General features: G+C 61.9%; 13 protein-coding genes and 3 tRNA genes. 1 reads left to right on the forward strand and 15 read right to left on the reverse strand.

Annotated elements, in window-relative coordinates:
• Positions 1-62 precede the first annotated feature (62 nt).
• The 9 genes from LPB260_RS02205 to LPB260_RS02245 all read right to left on the reverse strand — a co-directional run bounded on the left by LPB260_RS02205 (position 63) and on the right by LPB260_RS02245 (position 8,985).
• Positions 63-1,928 (reverse strand): SurA N-terminal domain-containing protein, encoded by a 1,866-nt coding sequence (locus tag LPB260_RS02205; protein WP_208707015.1) that lies wholly within the window; start codon positions 1,926-1,928, stop codon positions 63-65.
• 224 nt (positions 1,929-2,152) lie between these two features.
• On the reverse strand, positions 2,153-2,425 hold the full coding sequence (gene hupB, locus LPB260_RS02210) for a nucleoid-associated protein HU-beta (RefSeq protein WP_003239952.1): 273 nt from the start codon (positions 2,423-2,425) through the stop codon (positions 2,153-2,155).
• A 137-nt stretch (positions 2,426-2,562) separates the two neighbouring features.
• The gene (lon, locus tag LPB260_RS02215; protein WP_208707016.1) at positions 2,563-4,959 is read right to left on the reverse strand and encodes an endopeptidase La; all 2,397 of its coding nucleotides are present in this window, start codon (positions 4,957-4,959) and stop codon (positions 2,563-2,565) included.
• Positions 4,960-5,104: 145 nt separating this feature from the next.
• Complete coding sequence (gene clpX, locus LPB260_RS02220) at positions 5,105-6,385, reverse strand: ATP-dependent Clp protease ATP-binding subunit ClpX (protein ID WP_208707017.1); 1,281 nt, start codon at positions 6,383-6,385, stop codon at positions 5,105-5,107.
• Positions 6,386-6,492: 107 nt separating this feature from the next.
• On the reverse strand, positions 6,493-7,134 hold the full coding sequence (clpP, locus tag LPB260_RS02225) for an ATP-dependent Clp endopeptidase proteolytic subunit ClpP (RefSeq protein WP_208707018.1): 642 nt from the start codon (positions 7,132-7,134) through the stop codon (positions 6,493-6,495).
• Between the two features lie 91 nt (positions 7,135-7,225).
• The gene (gene tig / locus LPB260_RS02230; RefSeq protein ID WP_208707019.1) at positions 7,226-8,536 is read right to left on the reverse strand and encodes a trigger factor; all 1,311 of its coding nucleotides are present in this window, start codon (positions 8,534-8,536) and stop codon (positions 7,226-7,228) included.
• Positions 8,537-8,660: 124 nt separating this feature from the next.
• A tRNA-Leu gene (locus LPB260_RS02235) sits at positions 8,661-8,745 on the reverse strand.
• A 54-nt stretch (positions 8,746-8,799) separates the two neighbouring features.
• Positions 8,800-8,875, reverse strand: a tRNA-His gene (locus LPB260_RS02240).
• Positions 8,876-8,908: 33 nt separating this feature from the next.
• Positions 8,909-8,985 (reverse strand) — tRNA-Arg (locus LPB260_RS02245).
• A gap of 271 nt (positions 8,986-9,256) precedes the next feature.
• Between LPB260_RS02245 and folD the strand changes: the two genes are divergently transcribed.
• Positions 9,257-10,111 carry a bifunctional methylenetetrahydrofolate dehydrogenase/methenyltetrahydrofolate cyclohydrolase FolD gene (folD, locus tag LPB260_RS02250; RefSeq protein WP_208707020.1) on the forward strand — a complete coding sequence of 285 codons (855 nt, stop codon included), beginning with the start codon at positions 9,257-9,259 and terminating at the stop codon, positions 10,109-10,111.
• Positions 10,112-10,171: 60 nt separating this feature from the next.
• Here the strand turns inward: folD and LPB260_RS02255 are convergent, their stop codons facing one another.
• The 6 genes from LPB260_RS02255 to LPB260_RS02280 form a co-directional block, all read right to left on the reverse strand.
• On the reverse strand, positions 10,172-11,914 hold the full coding sequence (locus tag LPB260_RS02255) for an ABC transporter substrate-binding protein (RefSeq protein ID WP_208707021.1): 1,743 nt from the start codon (positions 11,912-11,914) through the stop codon (positions 10,172-10,174).
• 84 nt (positions 11,915-11,998) lie between these two features.
• Positions 11,999-12,271: a DUF2160 domain-containing protein gene (locus LPB260_RS02260; RefSeq protein ID WP_208707022.1), complete on the reverse strand. Its 273-nt coding sequence runs from the start codon at positions 12,269-12,271 to the stop codon at positions 11,999-12,001.
• A gap of 11 nt (positions 12,272-12,282) precedes the next feature.
• Entirely contained in the window at positions 12,283-13,083 is an 801-nt protein-coding gene (locus tag LPB260_RS02265; protein ID WP_208707023.1) for a carbohydrate ABC transporter permease, read from the reverse strand.
• Positions 13,084-13,091: 8 nt separating this feature from the next.
• Positions 13,092-13,958 carry a carbohydrate ABC transporter permease gene (locus LPB260_RS02270; RefSeq protein ID WP_208707024.1) on the reverse strand — a complete coding sequence of 289 codons (867 nt, stop codon included), beginning with the start codon at positions 13,956-13,958 and terminating at the stop codon, positions 13,092-13,094.
• Positions 13,955-15,067, reverse strand: a complete 1,113-nt coding sequence (locus tag LPB260_RS02275) for an ABC transporter ATP-binding protein (protein ID WP_208707025.1) — start codon at positions 15,065-15,067, stop codon at positions 13,955-13,957. Before LPB260_RS02275 ends, LPB260_RS02270 begins: the two co-directional genes overlap by 4 nt.
• Complete coding sequence (locus LPB260_RS02280; protein ID WP_208707026.1) at positions 15,067-16,161, reverse strand: ABC transporter ATP-binding protein; 1,095 nt, start codon at positions 16,159-16,161, stop codon at positions 15,067-15,069. Before LPB260_RS02280 ends, LPB260_RS02275 begins: the two co-directional genes overlap by 1 nt.
• Between the last annotated feature and the right edge of the window lie 28 nt (positions 16,162-16,189).

Genomic DNA, 16,189 nt, shown 5'->3' on the forward strand with positions numbered 1-16,189 from the left:
TCGGCGAAACGCCGACAATAAAAAAGCCCGCTTTCGCGGGCTTTTTTATTGTCGGTCGGCTATCAGAATCGCTCGATATCCGCCCGGGCTTCCAGCTGCTTGCGGAACGCGGCGAAGTCCTGCTGGCCGCTGCGCGACGCCAGGAACTGCCGATACATGGACTTCTCCTCGTCCGCCAAGGGCTCCTGGGGCTCGCTCACGCCACTGAGGCGAATCAGCACGAAGTCGCCATTGCCGAGGCCTACGCCGGCAAAAGTCGGCTGCCCTGCATCGACGGGCTTGGGCATGCGGAACACCGCCTGCAGCACCGATGGCTCGACGCCTTCCTGGCTGCGTGTGGCCGCCTCGACCGGTTGCCAGGTCTGGGCCTGCTCAGCCGGCGTCTGGCCGTCGCGCAACGCCGCCAACAGCTCCTCACCCTTGGCTTTCGCCGCCTCGCTGGCGCGAACCTGAGTCAGGTGCGCACGGATGCTGTCGGACACCTGATCCAACGCCAACTGCTCGGGCTTCTTGTGCTCTTTGACACGCACCACAACGACCGTATTGGGGTCGAGCTCAATGGTGCTGCTGTTGCGCCCGTCTTCCAGCGCGTCCTCACTGAACGCTGCCTGAATGACCTGGCGGTTGGCGGTCAGTCCTTCGCCGCCCTCGCGACCGAAGGCCTCGCTGGTCTTGATCTCAAGCCCCAACTCCTCCGCCGGCTGATCCAGGTCGGAAGCCTCGAAGGCCAGGTCTTCAAGTTGCTTGGCGGCTTCGACGAAACGCTGCTCGACCTGCCGGGCCTTCAAGTCCCGCACCAGCTTATCTTTCAGGCTGGCAAGGCTCGGCACCTCAGGTGCCTGCACGCCCAACAGCTTGATCAAGTGCCAGCCGAACTCGCTGCGTACCGGCGCCGAGACCTGATTCTCGCCCAGCGCATACAGCGCTTCCTCGAAGGCCGGGTCGTAAACACCCTGCCCGGCATAGCCCAGATCACCACCCTCGCCGGCCGAGCCCAGGTCATCGGAAAACTCTTTGGCCAGCGCCGCGAAATCTTCGCCCTGCTGCAGACGCTTCTGCACGCCCTCGATCTTGGCCTTGGCCTGCTCATCGCTTAGCGAATCGCTCACCTCTACCAGGATATGCGCGGCCCGGCGCTGCTCAGCCAGGTTGGCGATCTCGCTCTGGTAGGCGCTCTGCAGATCCTCGTCAGACACCTCGACCTGTTCGAAGAAGGCATCCTTGGTCAGCTCGACATACTCCAGGACTACCTGCTCCGGGCTCATGAACTGCGCCGCCTGGGCTTCGTAGTACGCCTTGACGTCATCTTCGCTCAACTGCACCGCCGCGGTATCGGCCGGCACCTTCAGCATGGCGAAATCACGGGTCTGCTTCTCCAGACGGGCAAACGCCTCGACCTGGGCATCGGTGACGAAAGCGCTGCCGGCAAGTCCCGCACGCAACTGACCGATGAGCATTTCCTGCGCCAGCATCTGGCGGAACTGCAGGCGGCTGTAGCCCAGCTGGCGAATGACCTGATCGAAACGCTCTGCGCTGAACTTGCCCTCGACCTGGAATTCCGGCGTTTGCAGGATCAGCTGGTCAAGCGCCTGCTCGGAGAAGGCAAAGTCGGCATCGCCAGCAGCCTGAAGCAGCAAGGTGCGCTCGATCAGCCCCTTCAGCGCCGCCTCGCGCAGCAGCTTCTCGTCCAGCAAGGAGGCGTCGAAGTCCTTGCCGAGCTGCTGCAGCAACTGACGGCGCTGCATCTCGACCGCCTGTACCAGCTGATTCAAGCTGACCTTCTCGCCGTTGACCTCGGCGGCATTCTGACTGTTGCTGGTACTGGTGAAAATGGCCTCGACGCCGGTAAATGCCAGCAGCACGACGATGAGGCCGATAATGGTTTTGGCGATCCAACCCTGTGAGTTGTCCCTGATGTTCTGCAGCATGCGTCCCCCAGAACGGCTGTACTAAAACAAGCAGCCGCGCAGCGTGGGTAATATCCGGATAGAAGAAAGGCGCATCCTAGGATGCGCCTTCGCGTAACTGGCGGAGCGAACGGGGCTCGAACCTGCGAACCCCGGGTGACAGACCGGCATCCAAGCAGCCGGTTACCGCTCCGCTGCCAGATCAACCTCACGGCCGACCTGGTAGGGCAAGGCCCGAAGGACGCTTAGTTGACGGCGTCTTTCAGGGCTTTGCCAGCTTTGAAACCTGGGATCTTAGCGGCGGCGATGCTGATCGGCTTACCGGTCTGCGGGTTGCGGCCGGTGCGAGCGGCGCGCTCCTTGACTGCGAAAGTGCCGAAACCAACCAGTACAACGGAGTCGCCAGCCTTGAGAGCACCGGTGACGGATTCAATCACTGCATCCAGCGCACGGCCGGCAACAGCTTTCGGGATATCAGCAGATGCAGCGATGGCATCGATCAGTTCCGACTTGTTCACTCTTAAGTCCCCTTAATTTCTGTTGAGTTTGTTTCTTGATTTTTAGTGTAAGCAAAGCGGGTGCTGGGTGGCGTGCCGACACAATAAGAGCCGCTTTATAACAAGGGCCCTAAAATTGTGTCAAGGAAGCCCCCCGGCTAATGCGTGCTGATTCGCTCCTTGGAGTCAGAATCGCGCTTCTCATCCTTTGCAACCAGCTCGGGAGCCGCATCGGGCAAGGGCTCCGGGGCGTATTGCAGCGCAATTTGCAGGACTTCGTCAATCCATTTAACCGGCTTAATCTGCAGGTCCTGCTTTATATTTTCTGGAATTTCTTTCAAGTCCCGCACATTTTCTTCGGGAATGATCACAGTTTTGATTCCGCCGCGGTGTGCCGCCAGCAACTTTTCCTTTAGGCCGCCAATAGCGAGAACCTGACCGCGCAGGGTGATTTCGCCGGTCATGGCCACATCCGCGCGCACCGGGATCTGGGTCAGCGCCGAGACCAGCGCGGTGCACATGCCCACGCCTGCACTGGGACCATCCTTGGGCGTCGCGCCCTCCGGCATGTGGATATGAATGTCCCGCTTCTCATAGAAATCCAGCGCCACGCCCAGGCTCTTGGCCCGACTGCGTACCACGGTCTGCGCGGCGGTAATCGATTCCACCATCACATCGCCCAGCGAGCCAGTTTTGATCAACTGGCCCTTGCCAGGCACCACCGCCGCCTCGATGGTCAGCAGCTCTCCCCCCACCTGGGTCCAGGCCAGCCCGGTCACCTGACCGATCTGATCCTCCTGCTCGGCCAGGCCATAGCGATGCTTGCGCACCCCGAGGAAGTGCTCCAGCGACTCGGCGGTCACCACGACCTCGAAGCGCTTCTCGCGCGCATGCTCCTTCACCGCCCGACGGCAGACCTTGGCGATCTGTCGCTCAAGACTGCGCACACCCGCCTCGCGGGTGTAGTAACGAATGATGTCGCGGATCGCCGCCTCCTCGAACGCCAACTCGCCTTTCTTCAGGCCATTGGCCTGGATCTGCTTCGGCGCCAGGTACTTGATGGCGATATTGACCTTCTCGTCCTCGGTGTAGCCGGGTAGGCGAATCACTTCCATGCGATCCAGCAGGGGCGCCGGGATGTTCATGGAGTTGGCGGTGCAGAGGAACATCACGTCGGAGAGGTCGTAATCGACCTCCAGGTAATGGTCGTTGAAATTGTGATTCTGCTCCGGATCGAGCACCTCTAGCAGCGCCGAGGCAGGGTCGCCACGCATGTCCTGCCCCATCTTGTCGATCTCATCGAGCAAGAACAGCGGATTGCGCACGCCCACCTTGGTCATCTTCTGGATCAGACGACCGGGCATCGAGCCGATATAGGTACGACGGTGACCGCGGATCTCCGCCTCGTCCCGCACGCCACCCAGGGCCATGCGCACGAACTTGCGGTTGGTCGAATGGGCAATGGACTCGGCCAGGGACGTCTTGCCCACCCCCGGCGGCCCGACCAGGCAGAGCACCGGCCCCTTGATCTTCTTCACCCGCTTCTGCACGGCGAGGTACTCGAGGATGCGCTCCTTGACCTCTTCCAACCCGTAATGGTCGGCATTGAGAATGGCCTCAGCCCGAGCGAGGTCCAGACGCACCTTGCTATGCGCCTTCCACGGCACATTAACCAGCCAGTCGATATACGAACGCACCACGGTGGCTTCGGCCGACATCGGCGACATCTGCTTGAGCTTGTTTAGCTCGGTCTGGGCCTTGTCGTAGGCCTCCTTGGTCAGCCCGGCGCTCTCGATGCGCTTTTTCAGCTCGTCCAGCTCGCTGTGGCCTTCGTCGATGTCGCCGAGCTCCTTCTGAATGGCCTTCATCTGCTCATTCAGGTAGTACTCGCGCTGGCTGCGCTCCATCTGCTTCTTAACCCGGCCGCGGATGCGTTTTTCCACCTGCAGCAGGTCGATCTCTGCATCCAGCAGGGCCAGCACGTGCTCGACCCGCGCGGACAGGTCGGTGATCTCCAGGATTTCCTGCTTCTGCTCGATCTTCAGCGCCATGTGCGCCGCCATGGTGTCGACCAGGCGGCTGGGCTCGTCGATGCTGTTGAGCGACGACAGCACCTCGGCCGGCACCTTCTTGCCGAGCTGCACATACTGCTCGAACTGGCTGAGCAGGCTGCGCACGAAGACCTCGGACTCGCGCTCGGCGGCCTCCACCTCGTCGAGCAGCTGTACCTCGGCGCGGCAATGGCCATCGGCCTCGATGAAGCGCTCGATCTCGCCGCGCTGCTCGCCTTCGACCAGCACCTTGACCGTGCCATCCGGCAGCTTCAACAACTGCAGCACCGTCGCGACGGTGCCGACCCGGTAGAGCCCCTCCTCACCCGGATCATCATCCGCGGGGTTCTTCTGGGCGAGCAGCAGGATCTGCTTCTCCCCGGTCATCGCCGCCTCGAGGGCTTCGATGGATTTCTCGCGCCCGACGAAAAGCGGGATCACCATGTGCGGATAGACCACGACATCGCGCAGCGGCAGGAGAGGCAATTCGATGGTTGTCTTCATGATTTCGGCTCTACGGCGGCCATACGGCCGTAAACAGTTGGGATTACCCTTGGCCCTAAGATGGGGGTAGCCCCAGCAAAAAACAAGCGTTAGCACCGGAAATGCAAAGGGGCCCGCAGGCCCCTTTGCATTCAGGATGAAACGATCACGCGTCAGGCGCAGCCTTGGCAGGCGGCTCGCTGTTCTCGTAGATCAGCAGCGGCTTGGACGAACCGTCGATGACGCTTTCGTCGATCACCACCTTGCTGACTTCCGACTGCGAAGGGATCTCGTACATGGTGTCGAGCAGGATACCTTCGAGAATCGAACGCAGGCCACGGGCCCCGGTCTTGCGCTCCAGCGCCTTGTGCGAGACTGCTTTCAGGGCGTCCGGACGGAACTCCAGCTCGACCCCTTCCATCTCGAACAGCTTGGCGTACTGCTTGGTCAGAGCGTTCTTCGGCTCGGTCAGAATCTGCATCAGCGCCGCCTCGTCCAGCTCTTCCAGCGTCGCGATGACCGGCAGACGGCCGACGAACTCCGGAATCAGACCGAACTTCACCAGGTCATCAGGCTCGACCTCGCGCAGCGACTCGCCGACCTTCTTACCCAGGTCCTTGCTGCGCACCTCGGCATTGAAGCCGATGCCACCCTTGGTCGAACGCCCCTGGATGACCTTCTCGAGGCCGGAGAAGGCACCGCCACAGATGAACAGAATGTTGCGTGTATCGACCTGCAGGAACTCCTGCTGCGGATGCTTTCGCCCCCCCTGCGGAGGCACCGAAGCGACCGTGCCTTCGATCAGTTTCAGCAGAGCCTGCTGCACGCCCTCACCGGAAACATCGCGGGTGATCGAGGGGTTGTCGGACTTGCGCGAGATCTTGTCGATCTCGTCGATGTATACGATGCCCATCTGGGCCTTCTCTACATCGTAGTCGCACTTCTGCAGCAGCTTCTGGATGATGTTCTCGACATCTTCCCCGACATAACCCGCCTCGGTGAGGGTGGTGGCATCGGCGATGGTGAACGGCACATTGAGCAGGCGTGCCAGGGTCTCGGCGAGCAAGGTTTTACCCGAGCCGGTCGGACCGATCAGCAGGATGTTGCTCTTGCCCAGCTCGACGTCATCCTTCTTGTCACGCTGGTTGAGACGCTTGTAGTGGTTGTATACCGCCACCGACAAGACCTTCTTCGCACGCTCCTGACCGATCACATACTGATCCAGGATGGTGCTGATCTCCTTTGGCGCAGGCAGCTTGTGCGCGCTGCTCTCGGCCTGGGCTTCCTGCACCTCCTCGCGGATGATGTCGTTGCACAGGTCGACGCACTCGTCGCAGATAAAGACAGAGGGGCCGGCAATCAATTTGCGCACTTCGTGCTGGCTCTTGCCGCAGAAGGAGCAATAAAGCAGCTTGCCGTTGTCCTCGCCGTTGCGGGTATCAGTCATTCGATCAATCCAATACGGTAGGCTTGAAACACAAGATGAAGGCAAATGCGGGCGTTTTCAAGCCCGCGCAGCGGCCGGGATCTCCTGCCGCTGCCTGGTTAAGCCGCTTAGCCCGCCAGCTGACGCTTGCTCAGCACCTGATCGATCAGGCGATACTTCACCGCGTCTTCACCGCTCATGAAATTGTCACGATCAGTGTCGCGGGCGATCACCTCGATCGGCTGACCGGTGTGGTCGGCAAGAATCTTGTTCAGGCGCTCGCGAATGGTCAGGATCTCGCGGGCGTGGATCTCGATGTCCGAGGCCTGGCCCTGGAATCCGCCCAGCGGCTGGTGAATCATCATCCGCGAGTGCGGCAGGCAATAGCGCTTGCCTGCAGCGCCGCCAGCCAGCAGCAGAGCACCCATGCTGCATGCCTGACCGATACAGATGGTGGAAACATCCGGCTTGATGAACTGCATGGTGTCGTAGATCGACATGCCCGCGGTAACCGAGCCACCCGGGGAGTTGATGTACAGGTGGATATCCTTGTCCGGGTTCTCAGCCTCGAGGAACAGCAGCTGAGCGGCAACCAGGTTGGCCATGTAGTCTTCGACCGGACCGATCAGGAAGATCACCCGCTCCTTGAGCAGGCGCGAATAGATGTCGTAGGCGCGCTCACCGCGGGCCGACTGCTCGATCACCATCGGCACCAGGCCGCCGGCCGCTTGAATATCAGGCATGTGTTGCATAAAAGGATTGCGGGACATGTCTTGCACTCGCTCCCTAAATAGTCATGTCACAAATACGCATAAGCCAGCGCGGAGGCTGGCTTATGGCGTGTTCGAACGAGGTAAAGAATCAGTCGGCTTTGGGCGCTTCCGCCGGCTTGACAGCTTCTTCGTAAGAGACCGATTTATCGGTCACGTTGGCCTTCTGCAAAACAGTATCTACAACTTGCTCTTCCAGCACAACCGAACGCACTTCGTTCATCTGCTGGTCGTTCTTGTAGTACCAGGCCACAACCTGCTCGGGCTCCTGATAAGCCGAAGCCATCTCCTGGATCAGCTCGCGCACGCGCTCTTCGTCCGGCTTCAGCTCGAACTGCTTGACCACCTCGGCGACGATCAGGCCCAGCACCACGCGGCGCTTGGCCTGCTCTTCGAACAGCTCAGCCGGCAGCTGCTCGGGCTTGATGTTGCCACCGAACTGCTGGACGGCCTGAACGCGCAGGCGGTTGACCTCGTTACCCAGCAGCGCCTTCGGCACCTCGATCGGGTTGGCAGCCAGCAGACCGTCCATGACCTGGTTCTTCACCTTGGACTTGATGGCCTGACGCAGCTCGCGCTCCATATTCTTGCGAACTTCGGTGCGGAAACCTTCGAGACCGCCCTCCTTCACGCCGAACTGCGCGAAGAACTCTTCATTCAGCTCAGGCAGCTGCGGCGCGGACACGCTGTTCACCGTCACGGTGAACTCGGCCACTTTGCCGGCCAGATCCAGGTTCTGGTAATCCTCGGGGAAGGTCGGATTGATCACACGCTCTTCACCAGCCTTGGCGCCGATCAGGGCGTCCTCGAAACCAGGGATCATGCGGCCGGAACCGAGCACCAGCTGAGTCGCCTTGGCGGAACCGCCGGCGAAGGCTTCGCCTTCGATCTTGCCGACGAAGTCGATGTTCAGCTGGTCGCCATTTTCGGCGGCGCGCTCGACGACTTCGAAGCGAGTGTTCTGCTTGCGCAGGATGTCCAGCATGTTGTCCAGATCGGCATCAGCCACTTCGGCCTGCAGACGCTCGACTGCGATCGACTCGAAACCCTGAACCTCGAACTCCGGGAACACCTCGAAGGTGGCCACGTACTCCAGGTCCTTGCCCTTCTCGAAGGTCTTCGGCTCGACGGCCGGCGCGCCGGCAGGGTTCAGCTTCTGCTCGACAACGGCTTCATAGAAGGTTTCCTGGATCAGGTCACCCAGGGCTTCCTGACGCGCCGAGGCTTCATAGCGCTGGCGAATCACGCTCATCGGCACTTTGCCGGGGCGGAAGCCAGGAACCTTGGCACGACGGGCAGTCTGCTGCAGACGCTTGTTGACTTCAGTCTCGATGCGCTCGACGGGAACGCCGACGGTCATGCGGCGCTCAAGAGCAGAAGTGCTTTCAACAGAAACTTGCATGGATATTCCTCGTTGCACAGACATAAGCCGGCCGTTTCCGGCCCCAGATCAAGGGCATGCATTCTAGAGGGTCAATTTGCAGAAGTCACCCTAGATGCAGGCGGCAATCGGGAGGGAAAGAAGATGGTGCGGACGGAGAGACTCGAACTCTCACACCTTGCGGCGCCAGAACCTAAATCTGGTGTGTCTACCAATTTCACCACGTCCGCGTGGTCAGACTATAAAACAAAAACGCCAGGCTTTTGGCCTGGCGTTCTGGAATATGGGGTGGACGATGGGAATCGAACCCACGACACCAGGAGCCACAATCCTGTGCTCTACCAACTGAGCTACGCCCACCATATTACTTTTGCTTGTGCCAAAGCTGCCAAATGGCACGCCCGGCAGGACTCGAACCTGCGACCATCCGCTTAGAAGGCGGATGCTCTATCCAGCTGAGCTACGGGCGCCTATCCATCTGCAAGCGCAGACTTAAAGCTTTCGGCTTCGGCGGCAATCTTTCGACCGCTGCTTTTGCCGTCTTACCCAGCGACTGGCTGTGCTCGACAAGCGGGGCGCATGTTATAGAGGCGACCATGGGTCGTCAACACTAAAATCAAAAAAAATTCAGCGAGATAAAGGGGTTACGCGAAATTCCTGGGCTGGCGCCTTTGCCGTACCGTTTCGCCATGCGAGAATGCGCGTCCTTTTTCAATCCTTTGCAATGGTTAACCAAGCGCAATGACCGCACAATTGATCGATGGCAAAGCGATCGCCGCCAGCCTCCGCTTGCAGATCGCCCAACGTGTCGCCGAGCGACGCCAACAGGGCCTGCGGGCTCCCGGCCTCGCGGTGATCCTGGTCGGCAGCGACCCGGCCTCCCAGGTCTATGTCTCGCACAAGCGCAAAGACTGTGAAGAAGTGGGCTTCCTTTCCCAGGCTTATGATCTGCCGGCCAGTACCAGCCAGGCCGAGCTCCTGGCCCTGATCGACCGGCTGAACGAAGACCCGAGCATCGACGGCATCCTGGTACAGCTGCCGCTGCCGGAACACCTCGACGCCTCCTTGCTGCTGGAGCGTATTCGCCCCGACAAGGACGTGGATGGCTTCCACCCCTACAACATTGGTCGCCTGGCCCAGCGCATGCCGCTGCTACGCCCCTGCACGCCGAAGGGCATCATGACCCTGCTGGAAAGCACCGGCGTCGACCTCTATGGCCTGCACGCAGTGGTCGTCGGCGCCTCCAACATCGTCGGCCGACCGATGGCCATGGAGCTGCTGCTCGGTGGCTGCACCGTCACCATCACCCACCGCTTCACCAAGGACCTGGCAGCCCATGTGGCGCAGGCCGACATCGTCGTGGTCGCGGCTGGCAAGCCCGGGCTGGTGAAGGGTGAATGGATCAAGCCGGGCGCCATCGTCATCGACGTCGGCATCAACCGCCAGGACGACGGCAAGCTGATCGGCGACGTGGTCTACGAGACCGCCCTGCCCCGCGCCGGCTGGATCACCCCGGTTCCGGGCGGCGTAGGCCCGATGACCCGCGCCGGCCTGCTGGAGAACACCCTGCACGCGGCGGAACACCTGCACGACTGAGCGCGAAGCAGCATGAAAAACGGCACCCGAGGGTGCCGTTTTTTATTGCCTGGCTAGACCTTAGCCACGACCTTGCTCCCAGGACTTCAGCAGCTCGTCGTAGTTGATGGTTTCGCCCTTGGGCTTCTCATTTGCCAGCTTCGGCTTCGGCGCTCCCGGCTGGTCCAGCCAGTACTGCGGATCACGCGCTTCGTTCAGCTTCGGCCCACACTCGCCCAACACCCCAGAACGCTCCAGGCGCCCGAGCATGGTGTCCTGAGCGGCTGCAAGGCCGTCCAGGGCCTGCTGCGGGGTCTTGTCGCCACTGGCCGCTTCGGCGATGAACTGCCACCACAGCTGCGCCAGGCGCGGGTAGTCCGGTACGTTGGTGCCGGTCGGCGTCCACTGCACCCGTGCCGGGCTGCGATAGAACTCGACCAGCCCGCCCAGCTTGGGCGCCACGTCGGTCATGGCCTGGGACTGGATGTCCGACTCGCGGATCGGCGTCAGGCCGACCAGGGTCTTCTTCAGCGACACGGTCTTGGAGGTGACGAACTGGGCGTACAGCCAGGCCGCCAGGCGCTGCTTCTCCGGCGTCGACTTGAGGAAGGTCCAGGAACCGGCGTCCTGGTAGCCGAGCTTCATGCCCTCTTCCCAGTACGGCCCTTTTGGCGACGGCGCCATGCGCCACTTCGGCGTGCCGTCCTCGTTGACCACCGGCAGGCCGGCCTTGGTCATGTCCGCGGTGAAGGCGGTGTACCAGAAGATCTGCTGGGCAATGCTGCCCTGCGCCGGTACCGGGCCGGCCTCGGAGAAGGTCATGCCCTGAGCTTCAGGCGGTGCGTACTGGCGCATCCAATCGACGTACTTGGTGGTCGCATATACCGCGGCCGGGCCGTTGGTGTCGCCACCACGGGCGACGCTGGAGCCGACCGGACGGCAACCGTCGACCCGGATGCCCCACTCGTCCACCGGCAGGCCGTTGGGCAAGCCCTTGTCGCCACCACCGGCCATGGAGAACCAGGCATCGGTGAAGCGCCAGCCCAGAGACGGGTCCTTCTTGCCGTAGTCCATGTGGCCATAGACGCGCTGGCCGTCGATTTCCTTGACGTGCACCGAGAAGAACTCGGCGATGTCCTCGTAGGCCGACCAGTTGACCGGCACACCCAGATCGTAGCCGTAGATTTCCTTGAACTTGGCCTTCAGCTCCGGACGCTCGAACCAGTCGGCGCGGAACCAGTAGAGGTTGGCGAACTGCTGGTCGGGCAGCTGATAGAGCTTGCCATCGGGCCCGGTGGTGAAGGAGGTGCCGATGAAGTCTGGCAGGTCCAGGGTCGGCAAGGTGTAGTCCTTGCCCTCGCCGGCCATCATGTCACTGATCGCCACCGCCTTGCCGTAACGGAAGTGGGTACCGATCAGGTCGGAGTCGTTGATGTAACCGTCGTAGATGTTCTTGTCGGACTGCATCTGGGTCTGCAGCTTCTCGACCACATCGCCTTCCTGCATCAGGTCATGCTTGAGCTGGATGCCGGTGATCTCGCTGAACGCCTTGGCCAGGACCTTGGACTCGTACTCGTGGGTGGCGATGGTTTCCGAGGCGACGCTGATGCTCATGCCGCGAAACGGCTCGGCCGCCTTGATGAACCACTGCAGCTCGGCCAGCTGCTGTTCCGGGGTCAGGGTCGAGGGATTGAACTCCTCGGCTATCCACTTCTTCGCCGCCTCTTCGTAGGCATCCGCCCAGGCCGCACCACTGAGCCCGGACAACGCCAGCAGGGCGGCCAGCGCCATGCTACGTCGAGTTTTGTTGTTATTTTCGAACATAGAGACCTCCATCTCAGGTTTTATAAGAGGCAACACGACTGCCACGCCACAACGCCGGACGGCGCTTGACGCCTGCAGCACACATCAACCCCAACGCATCACTGCAAACAGCCACAGCAAAGACAGCAACGAGGCTATCCAGACGCTCCAGTCGGTCGCGCCTACCACCAGCAAGTGCAGGTAGGCACTACCAAGCAGACCGATAAACAGCCGATCACCACGGGTCGTGCTGATCGGCAGAAACCCTTTGCGCTCGACGCAGGGCGAGCGTATTTCCCAGACCGTCATGCCCGCCAGCAGCACGGCGATCGCGCCGAAGAACAGGCCGGTGGGCAACGTCCACGCCATCCAATCCATATGCCTTCTCCTTAAACCCGACCGAGGGCGAAGCCCTTGGCCACGTGGTTGCGAACGAACCAGATCACCAGCATCCCCGGCAGGATGGTCAACACCCCGGCGGCGGCCAGCACCCCCCAGTCGATGCCGGAGGCCGATACCGTGCGGGTCATCACCGCGACGATGGGCTTGGCGTCCACCGAGGTCAGGGTGCGCGCCAGCAGCAGCTCGACCCAGGAGAACATGAAGCAGAAGAACGCGGTGACGCCGATGCCCGAGCCGATCAACGGAATGAAGATCTTCACGAAGAACTTCGGAAAACTGTAGCCGTCGATATAGGCCGTTTCATCGATCTCCTTGGGCACCCCGGACATGAAGCCCTCGAGAATCCACACCGCCAGCGGCACGTTGAACAGGCAATGGGCCAGGGCCACGGCGATATGGGTGTCGAACAGGCCGATCGAGGAATACAGCTGGAAGAACGGCAGCAGGAAAACCGCCGGCGGCGCCATGCGGTTGGTCAGCAGCCAGAAGAACAGGTGCTTGTCGCCGAGGAAGCGGTAGCGCGAGAAGGCATAGGCCGCCGGCAACGCCACGCTGAGGGAGATCAGGGTATTGAGGGTGACGTAGTACAGCGAGTTGAGGTAGCCCTCGTACCAGCTCGGGTCGGTGAAGATCACCCGGTAGTTGTCCAGGGTGAAGCCGTGCGGCCACAGGCTCAGGCCGCCGAGGATCTCGGTGTTGCTCTTGAACGACATGTTCAGCAGCCAGTAGATCGGCACCAGCAGGAACAGCAGGTAGCACAGCAGCACCACGCGTTTACGCATAGTCATGGTCGGCCTCAGCGGTTTTTGTCGTCGTGGGTCATGGCGGTATAGAACAGCCAGGAAACCAGCAGGATGATCAGGAAATAGACCAGGGAGAACGCCGCAGCCGGCCCCAGGTCGAACTGGCCGACCGCCATCTGGGTCAGGGTCTGACTGAGGAAGGTGGTGGCGTTGCCCGGCCCGCCGCCGGTGAGCACGAAGGGCTCGGTGTAGATCATGAAGCTGTCCATGAAGCGCAGCATCACGGCGATCAGCAGCACGCTCTTGAGCTTCGGCAGCTGGATATGGCGAAACACCGCCCAGGCCGAGGCGCGGTCGATGCGCGCCGCCTGGTAATAGACGTCGGGAATCGCCCGCAGGCCGGAGTAGCAGAGCAGCGCCACCAGGGAAGTCCAGTGCCAGACGTCCATGATCAGCACCGTGACCCAGGCGTCCGCGGTGTTGGAAGCGTAGTTGTAGTCCACCCCCAGCTCGTTGAGGCTCCAGCCGAGCAGGCCGATGTCGGCGCGGCCGAAGATCTGCCAGATGGTGCCGACCACGTTCCACGGGATCAGCAACGGGATGGCCATCAGGATCAGACACAGCGAGGCCCAGCGCCCCTTGGTCGGCATGGTCAGGGCGATGCCTATCCCCAAGGGAATTTCGATCAGCAGCACGCAGCCCGAGTAGATGAACTGGCGCAGCAGCGAGTCGTGCAGGCGGGTGTCCTGCAGCACCTGGCGGAACCAGTCGACGCCGACGAAGTAGCGGCTGGACTGGTCGAAGATGTCCTGCACCGAGTAGTTGACCACGGTCATCATCGGCACGATGGCGCTGAACGCCACCAGCAGGAACACCGGCAGCACCAGCCACCAGGCCTTGTTGTTATGCACCTTGCTCATGGCGCCACCTCCAGCTGGCCTTCATCGACCAGATAGTCGTCGGCGTAGAGCATCAGCCACTGCGCCGGAAAGCTGATATAGGCCTGTTTCTGCGGCACCTGCTGGTCCTCCTGCAGGCGCACCTTGATCGGCTGGCCGTCCAGTTGCAGGCTGAGGATCTTGTAGGTCCCCAGGTCCTCGACATGCAGCACCTCGGCGCGCAGGGCGCCCTCGTAGGGGCCGTCCCAGACATGCACGAACTCGGGGCGGATGCCGACCTTGAGGCTCTTCCAGGTCATCCCGGCCAGTCGGCGGGTCAGCGCCGCGCTGAGCGGCAGCTGGGTATCAGCGAAGCTCACGCCGCCCTCGCAGGGGCTGACCTCGATCAGGTTCATCCCCGGGCTGCCGATGAAGTAACCGACGAAGGTGTGGCTGGGGCGCTCGAACAGCTCCCGGGGCGTGCCGAACTGGACGATCTGGCCGCCGTACATCACCGCGATCTTGTCGGCGAAGGTGGAAGCCTCCAGCTGGTCGTGGGTGACGTAGACCATGGTGATGTTGAACTGCTCGTGGATCTGCTTGAGCTTGCGCCGCAGCTTCCACTTCAGGTGCGGGTCGATGACGGTCAGCGGCTCGTCGAAGAGGATCGCCGAGACGTCGTCGCGCACCAGGCCGCGACCCATGGAGACCTTCTGCTTCTCGTCGGCGGTCAGGTTGCGCGCCTTCTTGTGCAACAGCGGGTGCAGCTCCAGCACCTCGGCGATCTCATGCACCTTGCTCATCACCTGAGGCTCGGCCATGCCCTGGTTGCGCAGGGGAAACGCCAGGTTGTCGAACACCGTCATGGTGTCGTAGACCACCGGAAACTGGAAAACCTGGGCGATGTTGCGCTGCTCCGGGGGCAGTTCGTTGACCGCTTTGGCGTCGAACAGCACCTCGCCGTGGGACGGCTTGAGCAGGCCGGAGATGATATTGAGCAGGGTCGACTTGCCGCAGCCCGAAGGCCCCAACAACGCATAGGCACCGCCCTGCTCCCACACATGATTCATCTCGCGGATGGCGTAGTCTTGCGCGCCGGAGGGCTCGCGACTGTAGCTGTGCGCTAGGTTCTTCAAACGTATCTCGGCCATCAGGCACTCCTCCCTGTGCGCCGGGTGGGCGCCTGAACCAGCTGCCCTTGGGCATCGAAGACGAACAGTTTGTGCGTGGGAATGTAGATGAGGATCGGCGCGTCCACGTCGTACTCATGGACGCCCGGCAGGTGCAGGACCAGGACGAACTGCTCGTTGCGCACGTGCAGGAAGGTTTCCGAGCCGCTGATCTCCGCCAGCTCGACGGTCACCGCCAGCTCCAGGTCGTCGTCGTTGGACGGCACCAGGCCGATATGGCTGGGGCGCACGCCGAAGCGATAGTCGCCCACGGCGATGTCCTTGAGGTCCGGGTTCAACGGGAAATGCACGGCGTCGGCGAAGCTCACCTCGGTTTCGCTGATGCGCCCGGGCATGAGGTTGATCGCCGGCTCGGAGAACAGCTCGGCGGCCAGCACCTGCTGTGGCCGGTGATAGACCTCTGCCGTGCGGCCGCTCTGCACCACCCGCCCCTCATGCAGGATGGTGGTGGTGCCGCCCAGGGCCAGGGCCTCGTTCGGCTCGGTGGTGGCGTAGATGGCGATGGTGTGGCGCGCCTGGAACAGCTCGCGCATCTCCTGGCGCAGCTCTTCGCGCAGCTTGTAGTCGAGGTTGACCAGCGGCTCGTCGAACAGGATCAGCGAGGCGTCCTTGACCAGGGCACGGGCCATGGCCGTGCGCTGCTGCTGGCCGCCCGACAGCTCCAGCGGATAGCGCTTGAGCAGGCCGTCGATGCGCAGCATCTGCGCGGTCGCCTGGACCTTGTCAATGATTTCGGCCTCGGCCACGCCGGCCTGGCGCAGCGGCGAGGCGATGTTCTCGAACACCGTCAGGGTCGGGTAGTTGATGAACTGCTGATAGACCATCGAGACGTTGCGCTGACGCACCGGCACACCGGTGACGTCCGCACCATTCATCAGGATGCGCCCCTTGTCCGGGCGGTCCAGCCCGGCCATCAGGCGCATCAGACTGGTCTTGCCCGCCAGGGTGCGACCCAGCAGGACATTGAAGGAACCGGGTTCGAAGCTCAGGCACGCATCGTCGATATGCACCTGGTTGTCGACGGTACGGCTGACATGTTCCAGCGTAAGCGACATGGCCTGTCCTTTTGTTGTTGTGCCATTT

Source organism: Pseudomonas sp. LPB0260 (assembly GCF_013388395.1).